Genomic DNA, 18,939 nt, shown 5'->3' with positions numbered 1-18,939 from the left:
GCAAAGTGGTCCCTGATTCAGCAACACAGCGCTTGGCGCAGCGGTCGATCGGCCATGGCCTGCAGCCGGGCGACATCCGCCTGCAGCCAATCACCGTTGGCCTGTGCCACGTTCTCCAGCAGTTGCCGCGCCCAGGCCGGCAGCTGCGGATGCAGGCGGTAGTAAACCCACTGGCCTTGGCGACGGTCCGCGAGCAAACCGCTGCTGCGCAATAACGCCAGGTGGCGGGAGGTTTTCGGTTGGCTTTCGTTGAGGGCGCAGGTCAGCTCGCAGACACACAGCTCACCCTCGGTGGCAATCAACAGGCTCATGCGCGCTCGGGTCTCGTCAGCCAGGCACTTGAACAGGTTGACCGGCGTCAGGCTGTCGGCAAGCGCGGCCTGCTCCTTGCGGTTGATCAGCACAAACAGCTTGATCCGCTCATGAATGGCTTGCAGGGTCTGTCGATAGGCCGTCGGCTGGTGGCTGTCGGCCGGGTCTTCAAAGTGCCAGGCCAGGGTTTCGTCCGCCTGCGGCAGCGCTGCACATTCCAGCGCACTCTTGTCGCACAGGGTAATCACGTAGTCGAAATGCTCATCGGCAAACTCATCGACCGCCTTGCTGCGCAACCCGGCCACCTGCACGCCGACCTGCTCCAACGCCGCCAGGGCGCGCGGATCGGGCTGGCTGGGCTGGCTGCCAGCACTGAACACCGCATAGGCCTCGCCGCCGGCATGGCGCAGCAAGGCTTCGGCCATCAACGAACGGGCCGAGTTGGCGACACAGAGGAACAGGACTCGCAGGGGACGCGACATGGTGGCGGGCTCACGACAACAAATATGGTTTGCCGAATATATTCAGTAAAGCATATTCTGTAAAACGAATATTGCAGCCTGATGACCGTGGAGCCTCCAATGTCGAGCCAAGCCAGCCCTCTGGGTTTCTTTGAACGCTACCTGAGCCTCTGGGTGTTTCTCTGCATTATCGCCGGCACTCTGCTAGGCCTAGCGGCCCCGGCGGCAACCCAGGCCATCGGCGCGCTGGAAATCGCCCAGGTGAACATCCCGGTGGGCGTGCTGATCTGGGTGATGATCATCCCCATGCTGATGAAGATCGACTTCAGCGCCCTGCACGAGGTCTACGAGCAGCGCGCCGGCATGGCCGTGACCTTGACCATCAACTGGCTGATCAAACCCTTCACCATGGCCTTCTTCGCCTGGCTGTTTCTGCGCCATGTGTTTGCCGACTGGCTGCCGGCTGAGCAACTCGACAGCTACGTTGCCGGCCTGATTCTGCTCGGCGCGGCGCCCTGCACGGCGATGGTGTTCGTGTGGAGCAACCTGTGCCAGGGCAACGCCAACTTCACCTTGAGCCAGGTGGCAATCAATGACCTGGTGATGGTGTTTGCCTTCGCGCCCATCGTCGCCCTGCTGCTTGGCGTGTCGTCGATCCCCGTGCCGTGGGACACCCTGTTGCTCTCGGTGGTGATGTACATCGTCATTCCTTTGGCCATCGCCCAATTTATCCGCGCCCGCCTGCTACGCCGTGGTGAGACAGCACTGCCAGCCGTGCTGACGCGTATTGGGCCGTTTTCCATCGTCGCCCTGCTGGCCACCCTGGTGCTGCTGTTTTCCTTTCAGGGCCAGACCATCGTCGCCCAGCCGCTGATCATCGCCCTGCTGGCGGTGCCTATTTTGTTGCAAACCCTGTTGATTGCCGCGCTGGGCTACTGGATGTGCCGGCGCCTCAAGGTCCGCCACGACATCGCCGGGCCGGCGGCCATGATCGGCGCCTCAAACTTCTTTGAGCTGGCGGTGGCCGTCGCCATCGTGTTGTATGGTTTCAACTCCGGTGCCGCCCTGGCGACCGTGGTCGGCGTGCTGATCGAAGTGCCGGTGATGCTCTGGCTGGTGCGCATGGTCAACAGCAGCAAGGGCTGGTACGAGCGCCCTCAGGTGCAAAACTAAGGAAGGCCCATGGAACTGTTTAAATGGCTGAACGACCAACTGCTGCGCATGGACTGGCTGAGTGGGCTGGTGCGCGTGCTGCTGGAAGACGGTTTTGGCCTGGACCTGAGCAGCCGGGTCGGTGCCAGCCTGCATTTTTTCATCTACGACGTGATCAAGATCTTCATCCTGTTGGCCGTGCTGATCTTCAGCATTTCCTGGGTGCAGAGCTATTTTCCGCCGGAGCGCACACGGCGCATTCTCGGCGGTATGAGCGGCTTCAAGGCCCGGCTTAGCGGCGCCCTGCTGGGCACCATCACGCCGTTTTGCTCGTGCTCGTCGATCCCGCTGTTTATTGGCTTCACCAGCGCTGGCCTACCGCTGGGGGTGACCTTTGCCTTTCTGATCTCCTCACCGCTGGTGGACCTGGCCTCGGTGATTTTGCTGGCGAGCATCTTCAATTGGTCGATTGCCCTGGCCTACGTATTGGTCGGCCTGGTGTTGGCGGTACTGGGTGGCACGCTGATCGGCCGAGCGAAAATGGAGCGTTACATCGAAGCGTTCGTCCTGCACAGCCCGGTGCTCGACATCCCCCAAGAGCAACTGACGCAGCGTGAGCGGGCGCAATTCGCCTGGTCCCAGGTCAGCGATATTTTCCGCCGCGTGTGGCTGTATGTGCTGATTGGCGTCGGCATAGGTGCGGCCATCCACAATTGGATTCCGGCGACCTGGATCGAGTCGCTGCTGGGCCAGGCGAACTGGTGGTCGGTGCCACTGGCGACCCTGGTCGGCGTACCCATGTATGCCGACATTTTCGGCACCCTGCCGATAGCCGAGGCCCTGGTTGCCAAGGGCGTCGGCCTGGGCACCGCGCTGGCTTTTATGATGGCGGTCACGGCGCTGTCGCTGCCGTCGTTGATCATGCTCAAGAAGGTGATCAAGGCGCCGCTGCTGGTGCTGTTCTTCACCATTGTGGTGGTCGGCATTGTGCTGATCGGCTATCTGTTCAATGCCGTTGCCTATCTGTTTATCTGACCTGTGGAGCTGCCCATGATCATCAAAATTCTCGGTTCCGGCTGCAAGAAGTGCATCACCCTGACCGACAACACCCAGGCCGCCCTGCGTGATCTGGGCCTGACTGCCGAGGTGGTGAAAGTTACTGATTTTGCCGCCATCGCCGCCCATGGCGTGATGTCCACTCCGGCGCTGGTGATTGACGACAAGGTGGTGTCGGTCGGCAAGGTCCTCAGCAGCGCCGAGGTCGCAGCCCTGCTTAAGGGCTGAGTCCGCCGACTGGCATGCGTAGCGGCAACGCCGTAGCATGCCCGCCCCCGCACCACTGCCGACCTAGCGAAACCCCATGCAAAGCAAACATCTGCGCAGCGACATTCTTGCCGGGCTTACCAGCTCGTTTGCCCTGGTGCCCGAATGCATCGCCTTCGCCCTGGTGGCCCACCTCAACCCGCTGATGGGGCTCTACGGCGCATTCATCATCTGCACCCTCACCGCGCTGTTCGGCGGCCGGCCGGGCATGGTCTCCGGCGCCGCCGGCTCGATGGCGGTGGTGATCGTCGCGCTGGTGGTAGAGCACGGCGTGCAATACCTGCTCGCCACCGTGTTACTGGGCGGGCTGCTGATGGGCATTTTCGGCCTGTTACGGCTGGGCAAACTGATCCGCATGGTGCCGCACTCGGTGATGCTCGGTTTCGTCAACGGCCTGGCGATCATCATCGCCCTGGCCCAGTTGGAGCACTTCAAAGCCGGCGAAACCTGGCTCAGTGGTAACCCGCTGTACCTGATGCTCGGCCTAGTGGCGCTGACCATGGCCATCGTCTACCTGCTGCCACGCCTGACCCGCAGCGTGCCGCCGGCCTTGGTGGCAATTCTCGGCGTCGGCCTGGCGGTGTACCTGCTCGGCCTGCCCACCCGCACCCTCGGCGACATGGCCCATATTGCCGGCGGTCTGCCTGAGCTGGCCCTGCCACAGGTGCCGTGGAACTTGGACACCCTGCGCATCATCGCCCCCTATGCCCTGCTGATGGCCCTGGTCGGTATTCTGGAAACCCTGCTGACCCTCAACCTGACCGACGAAATCACCGCCAGCCGTGGCTATCCGGACCGAGAGTGCGTAACCCTGGGTGCAGCCAATATGGTCTCCGGCCTGTTCGGCGGCATGGGCGGTTGCGCGATGATCGGCCAGACCGTAATCAACCTCAGCTCCGGCGGCCGTGGGCGACTGTCTGGCGTGGTGGCTGGGGTGATGATCCTGCTGTTTATCCTGTTTCTCTCGCCCCTGATCGAGCGCATTCCGCTCGCCGCGCTGGTCGGCGTGATGTTCGTGGTAGCGCAGCAAACCTTCGCCTGGGCCTCGCTGCGGGTGCTGCACAAGGTGCCGCGCAACGATGTCGTGGTGATCATCGCCGTAACCACCATCACCGTATTCACCGACCTGGCCACCGCCGTGCTCTGCGGCATCGTCATTGCGGCGCTGAACTTTGCCTGGCAACAGGCCCGCGAACTGTATGCCGACAGCGACCTGCAGGCCGACGGCAGCAAACTCTACCGCCTGCACGGCACCCTGTTCTTCGCCTCGACCACGCCGTTTCTCAACCAGTTCGACCCCGCCAACGACCCGGCCCAAGTCACCCTCGACTGCCGCCACCTGAGCTTCGTCGACTACTCGGCCATCGCCGCGCTGAAAACCCTGCGTGAACGCTACAGCAAGGCCGGCAAACACCTGCGCGTGCTGCACTTGTCTGAACGCTGCAAAAAACTGCTCAAGCGCGCGGGTATGCAGCACGACTGAGCGACGATGGTAGGAATCGCGACAGGAGCCAAAAGACGCGGAGAGTGCTGTCGCTATTCATGACGGTTTGACGGTGAATAGCCACACCACAATCGTCAGCGAAGAAGCAGGAGGACAAGCACATTGCCCACCCGCTGGAGTGTCCAGGGGCGTGCGGACCTGAACAGCCAGGTCTACCCACAGAAACAGGTAGCCGGATTATCGGTCCACATCCCCCCCTACTGACTAAGTCACTGGCGACTTACAACTTATGCCGCGCGGCATACAGGCAGATCATCTCCATAGCCACGGCGGCACCGGCAAGCGCGGTAATCTCGGCATGATCGTAAGGTGGCGCCACTTCAACCACGTCCATACCGACCAAGTTGATGCCACGCAGGCCACGCAGAATGGCCAATGCCTGATGGCTGGATAAGCCGCCGCACACCGGCGTGCCGGTGCCAGGCGCAAAGGCCGGGTCCAAGCAGTCAATGTCGAAAGTGAGATAAACCGGGCTGTCGCCAACCCGGGCACGAATGATCTCCGCCAGTTCCTTATTAGAATGCTCATGGACCGCGTTGGCGTTCAGCACCTGAAAGCCCATGACGTCATCATTGGTGGTGCGCTGACCAATCTGGATGGAACGCGCCGGATCTATCAGGCCTTCGCGAACCGCGTGATAGAACATCGAACCATGATCGATTCGCTGCTCTTCGCCGTCGCACTCCAGGTCATGGTGCGCATCGAAATGAATAAGCGACAGCGGGCCATGTTTGGCCGCATGTGCTTGCAGCAACGGGTAGCTGATGAAGTGATCACCGCCCAGGGTCAGCATGGCGCTGCCCGCGGCCAGAATGCGCTCGGCATGCGTCCTGATCGCTGCCGGCGTTTGCTCAGGTTTGCCGTAATCGAAGAAGCAATCGCCGTAATCGACGCAGGCCAGCAGGTCGAACGGGTCAAATTCCCAAGGCCAGTGGCGCACCCAGGCCGATTGCACTGAGGCTTCGCGAATCGCTCGCGGTCCAAAGCGGCTGCCGGGACGGTTACTGGTCGCGGTATCGAACGGGATGCCGCTGATGGCTATATCCACGCCACGCAGGTCGCGGCTGTAGCGACGGCGCATAAAGCTGGTGATACCGCCATACGTAGGCTCGCCATCGGTGCCGTAAAGGCTCTCACGAGTCAGGGCCTGGTCGATTGTCGGGGTCTCGTCTGTCATGGGACTCTCAATGCTGGTTACGGAAATTGGCCCAGATACGGGTGCGCTCGCGCAGTGCTCGCAGGGGCAATGGCTGCTCGCCAAACAGCCGACTACGAACGATCTCTGGGGGATAGATGGCCGGATCGGCGGCAATGTCTGCCGCCAATAGCGGGACGGCGGCCAGGTTGGCGTTGGCAAAGAAGAAGCTACTGGTCAGCTCGGCCATCGACTCGGAACGGGTAATAAACTCGATAAAGGCTTTGGCTTCGGACGGGTGCGGGGCGTCCACGGGAATGGCCAAGGTATCGACCCAGGTCAAAGTGCCCTCCTCGGGGCTGGCGTACTCGATGGTGACGGCTTTTTGTGCCGCTACGGCCAGGCTTTGGGCCAACACCGCATCACCGCTGTAGGTCAGCGCCAGGCAGAGCTCACCATTAGCCAAATCGCTGCTTTGAGTGCCGGTAGCGATACTTCTAATTGACGGTCGCACGGCGCTGAGAAGCGCCTGCACAGCGCGTAGATCGGCGGGCTGTTTACTGGTAGTGGGCTTACCCAGATAGTGCAGGGCAATGCTGATCACCTCCTGCGGCGCGTCGATAATCGAAATGCCGCAGTCTTTGAGCTGGCTTGCGTACTCAGGCTTGAACAGCAGGTCAAGGCTGTTCAGCGGCGGATTGGGGATACGCTTTGCGATCTCAGTGCGATTGAAAGCCAACCCGGTGGTGCCCCAGGTGTAAGGCACCGCGAAATAATTACCGGGGTCGACAGCCCTCAGCTGACCGAGCAGTTGCGGGTCCAGCTCACCCACCGTAGACATCTGCTGCATCCCGGTTGGCTGCAAGGCCTTGGCCTGAATAAGCCGATCCAACATGGCAATGCTCGGGAAGACCACATCGTAGCCACTGCCCCCCGTGAGCATCTTGGTTTCCAGAACGTCGGCACTGTCAAAGGTGTCGTACTGGACCTTGATCCCTGTTGCGGTCTCGAACTTCTTTAGCGTCTCCGGAGCAACGTACTCGGCCCAGGCGTAGATATTGACGACGCGCTCGGCCGCCAACACCGGCGCCGTTAACGTAGCCAGAACCAACATCAGCACCGCACGCATGCTGCCCATCCGCGCACCGACCTGGCACCAAGAGCGTTTGTTCGTAGACGGGGGATAGCCGATGTATGAGCGCGCAGTTTGCATTGGATCGCCTGTTTAATTGTTGTCTTGGGCTTAACGTGCGCAAATTGTTGAGGTTGCCGCAAACCGAATCAATCTATATAAATTGACAGATATATAAGCAGCCAAACTAAACGGTTAAGCACAATGTCCATGCCCCCACTACACGCCTTTCGCGTATTTGAAAGCGTTGCCCGACTTGGCCACGTCGGCGCCGCTGCGGCCGAGCTGCATGTCACCGCAGGCGCTGTCAGCCAGCAAATAAGGGCATTGCAGGCCTCGCTGGGCATCAACCTGTTCTACAAGCAGGGCCGTCGCTTGCTGCTCACCGAACGCGGCTTGACCCTGCAACGCTCTGTCGCGCGAGGCATTGGCGAGATCAGTGAAGGGGTGCGGCAGATTGCCGATGCGCAGTTCGAAAAGACCGCCGCGAAAGTGCTGACCATTTCCACCGAGCCGGTATTTGGCGCCTCCTGGCTGATGCCAAAGCTCTTCGCCTTTCGCGCCGAACATCCACACATTCAACTGCGTGTGATTACGGCGGACGACATTAGCGAAGTGGACTGGCGCCGGGCCGATATCGCCGTGCTTTACGACGCGCCCACCTGGGAGGGCTTCTGGTGGCGGCCGCTGCAAAGCCTGCACATGTTCCCCGTCTGCTGCCCGCAATTGCTGCGAGGCCCACACGCGTTGAGGCAGCCATCAGACCTGATTCACCATCGCCTCCTGCATGAAGATGACGGTGCGCAATGGCGGCGCTGGCTACTTGAAGCCCGCCTGCCCTACCCCGGCGATGCCGATGTTCATCTCGAAGACCTAGGCATTGCCCTGCAAGCTGCCAGAGATGGCTACGGGGTGGCTCTGAGCGATGAGATCAACTCGTCGCGCGACTTGGACGAAGGGCGCCTGGTGCAGCCTTTTGCACTGAAGGTGCCCACCGGCATGGACTACTTCTGCATCTGCAACGAGGAAAGTCGTGGCGTGCCCGAGATAACCCTACTGATTGATTGGCTTATTGCGCAGGCCAAGATCGTCCCGATCTAACAGAGCGCCTTGCTCCAGGGGGCACTGCAAACCTGACGATTGAGACGCCAGCCTAAAGCCATTGCCTTGCACCATCGCGGGCTTTCAGGCCTTGTCGAAGCGCTCGTTAACGCATCTGAAACAACTCTTGATGGAAGTCTTGCGGCTTCAGGCCATGGGCCACCAAATCGTCGCGCAGAGCTCGGCCAAAGGCGGCAGGCCCGCAGAACCAGACGCTGGCCGCTTGCCAGTCGGCAACCTCCTGGCGCAAACGCTCGCCATTGAGGCGGCCGTTCTGGTTGGCCACCAGCAGGTGCAGGCGCACGCCGGCAGCGGCCGTATCGGCACGTAATTTCTCCATCGCCGCGGTCGAATACTCGCCCGTCGGATGGAACAAATCGATGCTGTGCTGCCGATCAGGTGTAAGTGCCAGTTGCTTTAGTCGCGCAATAAACGGCGTGATGCCGATGCCCGCGCCGATCCAGATCTGTCGCTGCTTCTGGTCGTCAAAGGTGAAACAACCGTACGGCCCCTCGACAGTCACCCGATCGCCCACCCGCAAGAGCTGCGGCAGGCGGCGGGTATGATCGCCCAGGGCCTTGGTGATAAAACTGATTTGTCGTTGCGGCGGATTCCAGGCCGAGGCGATGGTGTAGGGATGCGCGCCCTCCGCAGCCGACGAAGTGACGAAGGCAAACTGCCCGGCCTGGTGCCCTGGCCAACCGTCTTGCAGGGCGATATGGGTTTCCAGCACGCTCAGCTCCGGGTACTCAATCAGACCCTGTATTTCCCCCTCAATTTTACGCCGCGCACCGATGCGCAGACACAACGCCTGCAATGCAGCCAACGTGCCACCCACCAGCAACAACGCGGAGACAATGCCAATCGGCTCGGACCAATAAGCGAACTTGACCAGCACCACCGTATGAAACACCAGCAGCAAGTAGAGCGCAGCGATGATGGTGTGGGTCTTGGCAAACCAGCGGTAAGGGAAGCGTTTGATCAGCGCCAGAACGATCAACACCACGACCGCGTAGAACGCCCACTCGCCGAGGGTCTCGGCCAGCCCGCGCTGGCTGCGCAGCAACTGCTCAAGATCGCCCAGCTCCGCCGGCGCGCCGCCCTTGACCGGCTTGCTCAGCCACCCCCAGCCAACCGCCCACTTGGTGCCCTTGGCCCAGACCCAGTGAACGCTGCCAAACACCAGGGCAGTGATGCCAAGCCACTTGTGCAGCCGGTACATCTTGTCCAGACCACCAAGCAGCGGCTCGACGCGGCGCGGACGCACGGCCAGCATGATGGCCACACTCATGGCTGCCATCGCGATGATGCCGGTGTATTGCACCATGACTGAGCGCAGTGAAAAGTAGGTTAAGGGTGACGGCAAAAAGCTATCCGCCAGCGCCCAGAGCAGCGTTAACCCGGCCAACAACGCCCACAAAGCTATCTTGATGTTGTTCATTTCGACCTCAGTGACACCATGAGGCAGACATGCTCAAACAAAAACGGCCCGTGCAGAAGCGCTTTTGCCCACAACGACACAAGCCCTGCCGCAGATCAATCGAACCGTCAATTCAGAACCGCCCGTCGGCAACAATAGCCTCGACGCGCTGACGATCTACCCACGCAGGGTGCCGAGATCATCCACGGCGGCGCGTACGGCACACCTGATGCAGCAATTAGCAAACGACTCGACCCGTTTGGCGCGGTGTACATGACGCCGCTTGCCAGCTTCAGCCGCTAAGCCACCCAACCTAAAAGCTCCGCCTTACGCCTGCTTGGCGCTCACCGCCTTGGTCAGCAGCGTCCCGCGCGGTGCGTGGGCGCTGCTGGGTCGGCAAAGCAATGCGCAGGCCAGCGCCGGTAGTTTTTGCACAGCTCTTAGCGCAGAGATTTACCCTGTGCTCGCCGACATTAGCGGCACTCGCGCGGCGGCATGCGAGGCCAGTAAGGCCAGGGCAGCGGCGAGCACAAGCAGCGCCGCACTGTATTCAAAGGTTGCCCGATAGCCACTCACATCAAACACCAGGCCGCCTGCGGTTGCACCCGCGGCAATCGCCAGTTGGATGATCGCCACCATCAGTCCACCGCCCGCCTCCGCGTCGTCGGGCAGGGTGCGCGCCAGCCATGTCCACCAGCCCACCGGAGCCGCCGTCGCAACCAGCCCCCACCCGCCCAGCAAGACAGTGGTAGTCACTGCCGAGCTACCAAAACCCACCAGCGCCAGGGCGATTACGGCCATCAGCAGCGGGATGGCGATCAGCGTCCGATACAGGCTGTTTTTGAGGCAGGCCTCAATCAGAAACGTACCGGCAAAACCGGCCACTCCCAACACCAGCAACATGAGCGAAAGCGTGGCTGCGCTGACCTGCGTTACGGTTTCCAGAAACGGGCGCAGGTAGGTGAACAGCATGAACTGGCCCATGAACAATACGCTGACGGCAAGCATGCCCAGCGCCACTGGCATGCGCGTCAATAACCGTAGAACAGTGCCGCTGCCTGCGTGACCTCGCGGACGCATGACCGGTAGGCTCAACAGCAACCACACAGCAGCCATTGCAGCGACTGGCACGATGCAAAAGAAAGCGCCCCGCCAGCCAATCAGCGCACCGAGGAAACTGCCCAAGGGGGCGGCTATTACTGTCGCCAGCGCGTTACCGCCGTTGACGATGGCCAATGCTCGCGGCACCTGGTTCTCGGGCACCAGTTGCATGGCGGTTGCCGCCGAAAGTGACCAGAAGCCACCAATGGCGATGCCGATCAGCGCGCGCCCGACCATGAACAAGGCGTAGTTCGGCGCGAAGGAGGTCACCGTAGCGGACGCGATCATCAGCAGCGTCAGGCACAAGAGCAGTCGTTTGCGTTCAACTCTGGCCGCTACCGAGGCAATGACCAGGCTGGTGAACAACGCAAACAGCCCGGAGGCAGAAATGCTCAACCCCGCCCGGCCTTCGCTGACCTGAAAGTCTGTCGCAATAGGCGTCAGCAGACTGACCGGCATGAACTCCGACGCCACCAGCACAAACGCGGCGAGCGACATGGCAAATACGGCGCCCCACGACGGCTGACGCAGGTGTGGAGCACAGAGACGTGTATGGGTCATGGATAAAGAATTCCTGTGCATCAACGCGGCAGCCAAATCGCTGCCGCAACAGAAGCGCGGCCCAAAGCAGGCACTGATCAGCGACTACAGATGCCGTTGAAAGAACACGGTCAATTTGGCGAACGGGATCAGGTTGACCCGGTCGTAGAGGTCGACGTGACCAGCCCCCGGAATAACCACTAACTCCTTGGGCTCGGCCGCCCGTTTGTAGGCATCTTCACTGAACTCGCGGGAGTGGGCGTCAGCGCCCGTGATAAACAGCAGCGGGCGCGGCGAGATGCTTTCGATGTCGTTGAACGGATAGAAGTTCATGAACTTCACGTTGCTGGTCAGCGTCGGCATGGTGGTGGTTTGCGCGGAGGCGCCCGCCGGTGTGACCTCGCCCCGCGGGGTGCGATAAAAGTCGTAAAACTCGTCACCAATGGGGTGACCGGTCCGTTGCAACGGAGTGCCGCCGGTGCGGAGGATTTCACCGCCCTGGAATTCTGCATAACGCTGCTCGGCCGCTTCACGCAGAATCTGCTGGCGCTGCTCCAGCGTCACGGCGTGCTTCAGCCCGTTGCGGTTGGCAGCCCCCATGTCGTACATGCTGAGGGTGGCGATGGCCTTCAGGCGCGGGTCGATCTTGGCTGCACTGATGGCAAAGCTGCCACTGCCGCAGATGCCAATCACCCCGATGCGCTGACGATCAACAAACGCCTGGGTGCCGAGAAAATCCACAGCAGCGCTGAAGTCTTCGGCGTAAATATCCGGCGAGACGGCACTGCGTGGCGTCCCTGCACTTTCACCCCAGAAGGACAAGTCCAGCGACAGGGTAACAAAGCCCTGCTCTGCCATTTTAGTGGCGTACAGGTTTGCGCTCTGCTCCTTCACTGCGCCCATCGGATGGCCGACGATGATGGCCGCATGCTTAGCGCTGCGGTCGAGCCCCTTCGGGGTAAACAGGTTGCCGACCACCTTCATCCCGTATTGGTTGTTGAAGGCGACCTTGGCCACGGTCACCTTCTCGCTGGTGTAGAAGTTGTCCGCACCGTTCGACAGATCGGCGGCCAGGGCGGAAAACGAGGTGATGAGCAGCCCTAAGGCCAGCCACATACTTTTCATGTGAAATTTCCTTCTGTTGCGCGGCGCTGACTGACGCAATCAGCCCGCCAGGGTGGCGTTGTCGATGACGAAGCGATACTTCACATCGCCCTTGAGCATGCGTTCGTAGGACGCATTGATCTGCTCGGCCCGCACCAACTCGATGTCAGCGACGATGCCGTGCTCGGCACAGAAATCCAGCATCTCCTGGGTCTCGGGGATGCCACCGATCATCGAGCCGGCGATGGTTCGCCGCTTCATGATCAGGTTGAAGACATTGGGCGACGGGTGCGGTGAGGCCGGTGCGCCAACCAGGGTCAGTGCACCATCTCGCTTGAGCAGCACCAGAAAAGCATCCAGATCGTGAGGCGCGGCGACGGTGTTGAGGATGAAGTCGAAACTCTGGGCATGGGCAGCCATTTCGTCGGCATTGCGCGACACCACCACCTCGTCGGCGCCCAGCTGCTTCGCCGCCTCGCGTTTGGATTCGGACGTGGTGAAGGCCACCACATGGGCGCCCATGGCATGGGCCAGCTTGATGCCCATATGCCCCAGGCCACCGATACCGACCACGCCGACCTTCTTGCCTGGCCCGGCGTGCCACTGACGCAACGGCGAATAGGTGGTAATACCGGCGCACAGCAGCGGCGCGACAGCGGCGAGTTGCGCTTCGGGGTGGCGAATGCGCAGCACGTAGCGCTCGTGCACCACGATCTTTTGCGCGTAGCCGCCTTGGGTCCAGCCGGGCGCGTCCGGGGTCGGGAAGTTGTAGGTGCCGACCATGCCGTCGCAGTAGTTTTCCAGGCCGCTGTCGCAATCATCACAATGCTTGCAACTGTCGACAATGCAGCCAACACCCACCAGATCACCGACCGTATAGCCTGTCACATGGGCGCCCACGGCACTGACCCGGCCAACGATTTCGTGGCCCGGTACACAGGGAAACTGCGTGCCCTCCCACTCGGCGCGCACCTGGTGCAGGTCCGAGTGGCAAATACCGCAGAAGGCAATGTCGATCTGCACATCGTGGGCGCCCGGCGCACGGCGAGTAATCTGCAGGGGTTCGAGGGGTTTGTCGCCGGCATAGGCACCATAAGCGTTGACTAACATTGGAGAGCCCTTCCTGGATGAAGTGAGAGGCACATTTTCCGACTACACCCAGAGGCTCTGTAGGGCATTTCGCTGGATTACTTGCCTGATCCGATGAGCTTGCAGGCTTTTGCTGGGAAGGCGCAGACGGCCGCGTTAGAGTTTGGCCACGAGGTAGAGACCGACATGACGACAGCCAACCACACCTCAATGCAGAGCCCATCACCGCAAGAGGCGCTGGCTCAGATCATCGGCGCCCGAGTCACCCAACCCGGCGACTTCCCCACGGCGATTGCCGGCCTCGGCTTCTTTCGCCGCGATCAGCCCTCGCCGCCAGCCGTGTGTATGGTTGAGCCGTGCATCGTGCTGGTGGCGCGCGGCGAGAAGCGCTTATGGGTCGGCGGTGAGGGCTATCCGTATGACACGTCGCGGTTTCTGATCACCTCGTTGGACATGCCAGCCAACTCCGAGGTACTGGTGGCCAGCCCGCAGCAGCCCTGCTTGGGCCTGACCTTGAAACTTGACCTGCGCATGCTGGCCGAGCTGATCGCCCAGGGCGGCCTGCCGCCGAGTCGTGAGCGACTGGCGGGTACCAGCGTGGGCATTGGCTCCGCGACACCCGCACTGCTGGCGTCGTTCGAGCGCCTGCTGGCGCTGCTGGCCGAACCCGACGCCATCCCCGTGCTCGCGCCCTTGATCCAGCGCGAGATTCACTACCGACTACTGCTGAGCGACCAGGCGCCGCGGCTGCGCCAGATCACCGCCGTCGACGGCCAGGGCTATCGGATTGCCAAAGCCATCGACTGGCTAAAGCTCAACTACGCCTTGCCGCTGCGCGTCGAAGAACTCGCCGCCCGCGTGCAGATGAGCCCACCGACCTTTCACCACCACTTCCGCCAACTCACCGCGATGAGCCCGCTGCAATACCAGAAATGGCTGCGCTTGAACGAAGCCAAACGCTTGATGCTCAACGAACACCTGGACGTATCCAGCGCCGCCTTCAAGGTCGGCTACGAAAGCCCCTCGCAGTTCAGCCGCGAATACAGCCGCCTGTTTGGCGCGCCCCCCAAACGCGACATGACCACGCTGCGTGGCCGAAACCAAAACACGCCCACCGCAAGGGTGACGCCTTAGCAGCGCAAGCGCTGCAGCGTTAGGAGACTGCGGGAATTGATAGGTGCCAGGCACCCGCTGCGCGAACTACAGAATGGCCAGGGCGAAAAGCCCAAAACAGGCCGGATATACGAATGCAACCGCGCTGACGACAAGTGCAAAAGAAAAGCTTTGCTCGCTACTTGTGGGGAGAGTCCATATACGTTTGTTAGGCGACGGCACCATTAGTGATAAATTTTTATAGCTGCTTGTTGATCGCAAATTAATAAACATAGCAGCTATTAACTTCATTCGCTTCGTATCGCCAAGACTTAATTATGCCAGATTCGGAAACTAAAACGGAGTACTTACATGCTCTCTCCCATGTAATGTAGTAGCGCTTGTCGTCTCCCTGAGCAATAACTTTGTCAAATTCTTCATTTTTATTTGATGGTGACCAGTAAGAGTCACCACAGCCACTGTGGCAATCTTGATATATGTGATCGTAGAATTTTGTACCGACCATAGCGTCAAGGCCACGACTCCATACACCGTGAGATGGCGCGCAACCCATCAGGATGATTATAAAAATAGAGCAGAATAAATTTCTAATTTTGGTAACGCCTAACGTTTTGGTTAAGGGGCGGGCTTTAGCCCGTCCCAGTGAGCGCAGCGAACGGTTTGAACCAATTGTTATGCTTTAACCCGTTGAGCTAATCGTGCTTGCATATTACTTATTTCTAGGGCTATCGATTCGCTCATTGAAAAAAGCTTGCCGGAATCACTCTGCTTTTCAGGTGTTGATTTTTTACGATAGTCAGTTTGACGTGCTTCAAGAAAAGAAGCGCCAAATTTTTGTACAGCAAGCATTAGATCTTCCTGGTCGGATTTGAGATCGGGGAAGTAAAGATTAATAAGCATGTCTAATTCGACTAGGGGCGGTATGCCCATGTTCTCTTTATTTGCTACTGGAACTGTGTAATGAACCCAGTTTATTATTTTTCCAAAGTCGTGCAGATTTTCACTTTTGACTGTTATTAATAGCTCGTAAATTTTTTCGATTCTTGCTCTATCACGATCATTTTTTGCTTTTAACTCTTCACTTGATTTATTGAAGTAGGCAATCAGAAAAGAAGCAAGCAAGCCTATCGCTGCGCCACTAAGCGTTCCTATTACGGGTATCCAGTTATTGATGGACGCTACCTCAGTCATGGTTGGCCTCTTTGGCATAACGTTTGGTTAAGGGGGGGGGGGGGGGCTTTAGCCCGCCCCAGTGAGCGCAGCGAACGACTTGAACCGCTAGTTAGGAATACACTGCACAGTTGTTTTTTATTTGAATAAATAGGTAAATATATTTACTGCTGCAGCGCTTGCCGTACTGTGAGGTGAGTCTCCGTAAAGTTTTGTTAGCAGCCATTCGTTTTGCATAAATAGGTCTGGGGCAAATGACACCACGGTTAAAAGAATGAAGCCGAGTAAAAATACTGGAGTATTTGATACTTTAATGGTTTTTCGAATTTCGCGAATAACCCATGCGTCGTACTCTGTTTTGTTCTTTTTTTCTTCCAGATTTCGCAATTTTGTCATTTTGTTTTTAGAGGAGCTTAGGTGAAATAGAAAAACAAATACAAGGCTAATGACTCCCCAAAATTGTGGGGCAGGAGTTCCAAGCGCAGCAAGGCTGAATGTAAATCCCATTAGGCCCGTGATTTCATTGAGGTGCTGCTCCCACTCTTTAACTTCTTTTGCTACTAGTCGAGCATCGCTAACGGGATCTGGCTTTTCAAATTTACTCATAAACTTCCTTGTATTCCTAACGTTTGGTTAAGGGGCGGGCTTTAGCCCGTCCCAGTGAGCGCAGCGAACGGTTTGAAGGCTGTAATGGACTCTCCCCGCGCCACAGTTCTATACCGAGAACGGTGGTGACTGAAATTGGGAGTGTCGTGATGAAGCGAATAGCGGTTGATCTGGCCAAGTCCGTTTACCAAGTTGCCGAGAGTGTCCGTTCCGGCCAGGTGGTGCAGCGCAAGCGGCTGAACCGAGAGGCATTTAGGCGATATATACAGGAGCAGGCCGAGCCGGTCGAGTGGGTGATGGAGGCCTGCGGTACGGCCCACTACTGGGGGCGCGTAGCGCAGTCCTTGGGGCATCGGGTGAAGCTGATCCATGCACGCTATGTGCGGCCCTATCGTCGGCGCAACAAGACCGACCGCAACGACTGCGACGCCATGCTGGAAGCGGCGCGCTGCAAGGATATCTATCCCGTCCCGGTGAAACCCCACGAGCAGCAGTTACTGCAGCAATTGCACGGCCTGCGCGAGACCTGGAAGAAAACTCGCACCCAGCGCATCAACTTACTGCGCGGCATCCTGCGCGAGGCGGGCATCGAAGCCCCGGCATCAACAGCGGCATTTATCCGTGCCGCCCACGCGTTGGTTGATCGCCCAGAACTGGCCCCCTTGCGCCATCAACTGCATATCGTCCTGGCGGAAATCAACCTGTACGAACAATGTATGGCCGAGTGCGAGCAACAGCTCAAACGTTGGCACGCCGACGATGAAGTCGTGCGCAAGTTGGATGAGGTCAGTGGTATTGGCCTGCTGACGGCCAGCGCCCTGACAGCGGCTGTCGGCAAGCCTGAGCGCTTTGCCAGCGGCCGCCAGCTGAGCGCCTGGCTGGGTATGACCCCGAACGAATACAGCAGTGGCGAGCGGCGACGGCTTGGGCGGATCAGCTGCAAGGGCAATATCTATGTGCGCACGCTCTTTATCCACGGTTCGCGAGCGGCCTTGCTAGCGGCGCAGCGCTGCCAAGCACGCACGCCGGAGAAACTGACCGAGTTACAGCGCTGGGCGGTCGAGACGGCAGCCCGTATTGGCCACAACAAAGCGGCTGTGGCGCTGGCCAACAAATTGGTCAGGATCTGCTGGGCGGTGTGGTGCCATGAGAGGCGTTTCAATGGCAATTGGCAGAGCACAAAGCCCGCCTGACGGCGGAGGTAATCAGTAAGGCGTGATGGTTTTCTTGTGGTTGTGGTGAGCAGCAGCACTGTCGGAACAGGCGAGTCCTGCAGCGGAATAAGGCCGATAACAATCATGATCCGCGTGATCGATTGAACGCTTGGCCCCCGCTGCGCGAACTACAGATTGGCCAGGGCGAAAAGCCCAAAACAGGCCGGATATACGAATGCAACCGCGCTGACGACAAGTGCAAAAGAAAAGCTTTGCTCACTACTTGTGGGGAGAGTCCATATACCAGTTGTTATGTGCTTACTGCACGATTTCAATTGGGGTTCCTGCATCAACAGCCAGCCAAATTTCGTCCATTTCGGAATTTGTAACCGCTATGCAGCCATTGGTCCAATTGAAAAATTGGCTGGCGAAGGACAACCAACTCAGACCATTTCGTTGACCGTGGATCATGATGAATCCGCCAGGGTTCACCCCACGTTTTTTGGCGTTCTCAATATCATTTTGATTTGGATAAGATATGTGGATGGCTTTATAAAACGCAGAGTCATCTTTCTTGTAGTCAAGCAAGTACTTTCCCTCAGGTGTTCTTTCATCACCTTCCTGCTGTTTATGACCTGCAGGATTAGCCCCAAATACAACATGATAGGATTTGAATGGTTTTCCATTGGCGATTAAATATAGTTTTTTCTCGCTTTTATCGACCAGCACGGAATCAGCTTTCTGCGAGCTAAAAACAGAGCTTGAAAATAAAGCAAGCAATATGATTATGAGGTTTTTCACGAAGCTACCTTAAGCACATAACGTTTAGGTTAAGGGGCCGCGGTACGCGGTCCCAGAGAGCGAAGCGAACGATTTGAACCGCTAGTTAGAGGTTGACACTGGCAGAACTGATTGTTGTTAAAGTTCTATGGCTTAAGGCCGCTCCAATCGTTGTTGCAAAACCAAGCGGAAAGATAACAGAAATTGCCCATATAGCCATACCTGCATCGGCCGCATGTGGATCGCCCACTACTCGGATAAAAAGGTAGGCTAACAAAGCGAAAAGTGGAATTAAGCATATGTATGAGACAGCTGACATAAGAATTATTACAAATAAAACGTGCGCGACTGATGTTTGGTTGCGCGAATTTAGAAAGCCTTTGCTGAAACAGGAAATCGATATTGCAATGCTGGTCAGAATTGAAGCTGCCGCCATGAGTAAAAAATTAGGTTCTGCTGAAATTATTGACATGCTTGCAAAGCTAAATATCAAGAATAACGATACTGCTAGAGACAGAGAAAATATGGATCGTGGGATGACGCTGATATTCACATCAACCTCTAACGTTTGGTTAAGGGGCGGGCTTTAGCCCGTCCCAGTGAGCGCAGCGAACGGCTTGAACCAGTAGTTAGGCATCGCCACGGGACTTTTTGGAGAAAAACTGCCTTAGTGCTATGAAAGTTAAAGCTGAATAAGTGATTAATAATAATGTTGCACAAACGATTATGGCTTCAAAAACTG

Annotated in this window: 18 protein-coding genes and 1 pseudogene; 9 read left to right on the top strand and 10 right to left on the bottom strand. The window is 58.4% G+C overall.

What is annotated here, in order from left to right; all coding sequences use genetic code 11:
• Window positions 1-17: 17 nt before the first annotated feature.
• Window positions 18-794: a metalloregulator ArsR/SmtB family transcription factor gene (locus AC56DI_RS07245; RefSeq protein ID WP_496345549.1), complete on the bottom strand. Its 777-nt coding sequence runs from the start codon at window positions 792-794 to the stop codon at window positions 18-20.
• Between the two features lie 99 nt (window positions 795-893).
• Between AC56DI_RS07245 and arsB the strand changes: the two genes are divergently transcribed.
• From arsB to AC56DI_RS07225, 4 genes are all read left to right on the top strand, one after another.
• Window positions 894-1,946, top strand: coding sequence for an ACR3 family arsenite efflux transporter (arsB, locus tag AC56DI_RS07240; RefSeq protein WP_496345548.1), 1,053 nt, complete (start codon window positions 894-896; stop codon window positions 1,944-1,946).
• A 9-nt stretch (window positions 1,947-1,955) separates the two neighbouring features.
• The gene (locus AC56DI_RS07235; RefSeq protein ID WP_496345547.1) at window positions 1,956-2,960 is read left to right on the top strand and encodes a permease; all 1,005 of its coding nucleotides are present in this window, start codon (window positions 1,956-1,958) and stop codon (window positions 2,958-2,960) included.
• A gap of 15 nt (window positions 2,961-2,975) precedes the next feature.
• Entirely contained in the window at window positions 2,976-3,209 is a 234-nt protein-coding gene (locus tag AC56DI_RS07230; protein ID WP_324519936.1) for a thioredoxin family protein, read from the top strand.
• Window positions 3,210-3,285: 76 nt separating this feature from the next.
• A complete protein-coding gene (locus tag AC56DI_RS07225) occupies window positions 3,286-4,731 on the top strand; it encodes a SulP family inorganic anion transporter (RefSeq protein ID WP_496345546.1) in 1,446 nt (481 codons plus the stop codon).
• Between the two features lie 241 nt (window positions 4,732-4,972).
• Here AC56DI_RS07225 and speB read toward each other — a convergent pair whose 3' ends face one another.
• Together speB and AC56DI_RS07215 are read right to left on the bottom strand one after the other, a co-directional pair.
• The gene (gene speB, locus AC56DI_RS07220; RefSeq protein ID WP_496345545.1) at window positions 4,973-5,929 is read right to left on the bottom strand and encodes an agmatinase; all 957 of its coding nucleotides are present in this window, start codon (window positions 5,927-5,929) and stop codon (window positions 4,973-4,975) included.
• A gap of 7 nt (window positions 5,930-5,936) precedes the next feature.
• Complete coding sequence (locus tag AC56DI_RS07215; RefSeq protein WP_496345544.1) at window positions 5,937-7,016, bottom strand: extracellular solute-binding protein; 1,080 nt, start codon at window positions 7,014-7,016, stop codon at window positions 5,937-5,939.
• A 213-nt stretch (window positions 7,017-7,229) separates the two neighbouring features.
• Here AC56DI_RS07215 and AC56DI_RS07210 point away from each other — a divergent pair, with 213 nt between their 5' ends.
• The gene (locus AC56DI_RS07210; protein WP_496345543.1) at window positions 7,230-8,120 is read left to right on the top strand and encodes a LysR substrate-binding domain-containing protein; all 891 of its coding nucleotides are present in this window, start codon (window positions 7,230-7,232) and stop codon (window positions 8,118-8,120) included.
• A gap of 106 nt (window positions 8,121-8,226) precedes the next feature.
• On the opposite strand, the gene AC56DI_RS07205 is transcribed toward AC56DI_RS07210, so the two are convergent.
• Window positions 8,227-9,561 carry a ferredoxin reductase family protein gene (locus tag AC56DI_RS07205; RefSeq protein WP_496345542.1) on the bottom strand — a complete coding sequence of 445 codons (1,335 nt, stop codon included), beginning with the start codon at window positions 9,559-9,561 and terminating at the stop codon, window positions 8,227-8,229.
• A 195-nt stretch (window positions 9,562-9,756) separates the two neighbouring features.
• Here AC56DI_RS07205 and AC56DI_RS07200 point away from each other — a divergent pair.
• Window positions 9,757-9,843: pseudogene (locus AC56DI_RS07200) on the top strand (putative quinol monooxygenase); the annotation flags it as partial.
• A 150-nt stretch (window positions 9,844-9,993) separates the two neighbouring features.
• Here the strand turns inward: AC56DI_RS07200 and AC56DI_RS07195 are convergent.
• The 3 genes from AC56DI_RS07195 to AC56DI_RS07185 form a co-directional block, all read right to left on the bottom strand.
• Window positions 9,994-11,202 (bottom strand): MFS transporter, encoded by a 1,209-nt coding sequence (locus tag AC56DI_RS07195; RefSeq protein WP_496345823.1) that lies wholly within the window; start codon window positions 11,200-11,202, stop codon window positions 9,994-9,996.
• Between the two features lie 84 nt (window positions 11,203-11,286).
• Window positions 11,287-12,306, bottom strand: coding sequence for an alpha/beta hydrolase (locus AC56DI_RS07190; protein WP_496345541.1), 1,020 nt, complete (start codon window positions 12,304-12,306; stop codon window positions 11,287-11,289).
• Window positions 12,307-12,345: 39 nt separating this feature from the next.
• Window positions 12,346-13,395 (bottom strand): NAD(P)-dependent alcohol dehydrogenase, encoded by a 1,050-nt coding sequence (locus AC56DI_RS07185; protein ID WP_496345540.1) that lies wholly within the window; start codon window positions 13,393-13,395, stop codon window positions 12,346-12,348.
• A 165-nt stretch (window positions 13,396-13,560) separates the two neighbouring features.
• On the opposite strand from AC56DI_RS07185, the gene AC56DI_RS07180 reads away from it, so the two are divergent.
• Window positions 13,561-14,508 carry an AraC family transcriptional regulator gene (locus AC56DI_RS07180; RefSeq protein ID WP_496345539.1) on the top strand — a complete coding sequence of 316 codons (948 nt, stop codon included), beginning with the start codon at window positions 13,561-13,563 and terminating at the stop codon, window positions 14,506-14,508.
• Window positions 14,509-15,159: 651 nt separating this feature from the next.
• Here the strand turns inward: AC56DI_RS07180 and AC56DI_RS07175 are convergent.
• A complete protein-coding gene (locus AC56DI_RS07175; RefSeq protein ID WP_496345538.1) occupies window positions 15,160-15,678 on the bottom strand; it encodes a hypothetical protein in 519 nt (172 codons plus the stop codon).
• A gap of 117 nt (window positions 15,679-15,795) precedes the next feature.
• Window positions 15,796-16,263 (bottom strand): hypothetical protein, encoded by a 468-nt coding sequence (locus tag AC56DI_RS07170; protein ID WP_496345537.1) that lies wholly within the window; start codon window positions 16,261-16,263, stop codon window positions 15,796-15,798.
• Window positions 16,264-16,412: 149 nt separating this feature from the next.
• Between AC56DI_RS07170 and AC56DI_RS07165 the strand changes: the two genes are divergently transcribed.
• Window positions 16,413-17,456 (top strand): IS110 family RNA-guided transposase, encoded by a 1,044-nt coding sequence (locus AC56DI_RS07165; protein WP_496345536.1) that lies wholly within the window; start codon window positions 16,413-16,415, stop codon window positions 17,454-17,456.
• Between the two features lie 279 nt (window positions 17,457-17,735).
• On the opposite strand, the gene AC56DI_RS07160 is transcribed toward AC56DI_RS07165, so the two are convergent.
• Window positions 17,736-18,218, bottom strand: coding sequence for a L,D-transpeptidase family protein (locus AC56DI_RS07160; protein ID WP_496345535.1), 483 nt, complete (start codon window positions 18,216-18,218; stop codon window positions 17,736-17,738).
• A 278-nt stretch (window positions 18,219-18,496) separates the two neighbouring features.
• Between AC56DI_RS07160 and AC56DI_RS07155 the strand changes: the two genes are divergently transcribed.
• On the top strand, window positions 18,497-18,787 hold the full coding sequence (locus AC56DI_RS07155; RefSeq protein ID WP_496345534.1) for a hypothetical protein: 291 nt from the start codon (window positions 18,497-18,499) through the stop codon (window positions 18,785-18,787).
• Window positions 18,788-18,939 lie beyond the last annotated feature (152 nt).

The sequence above is a fragment of the Pseudomonas sp. BGA-UO-ETr-WB11 genome (assembly GCF_059567785.1).
This window is presented reverse-complemented; position numbering and strand designations above follow the sequence as displayed.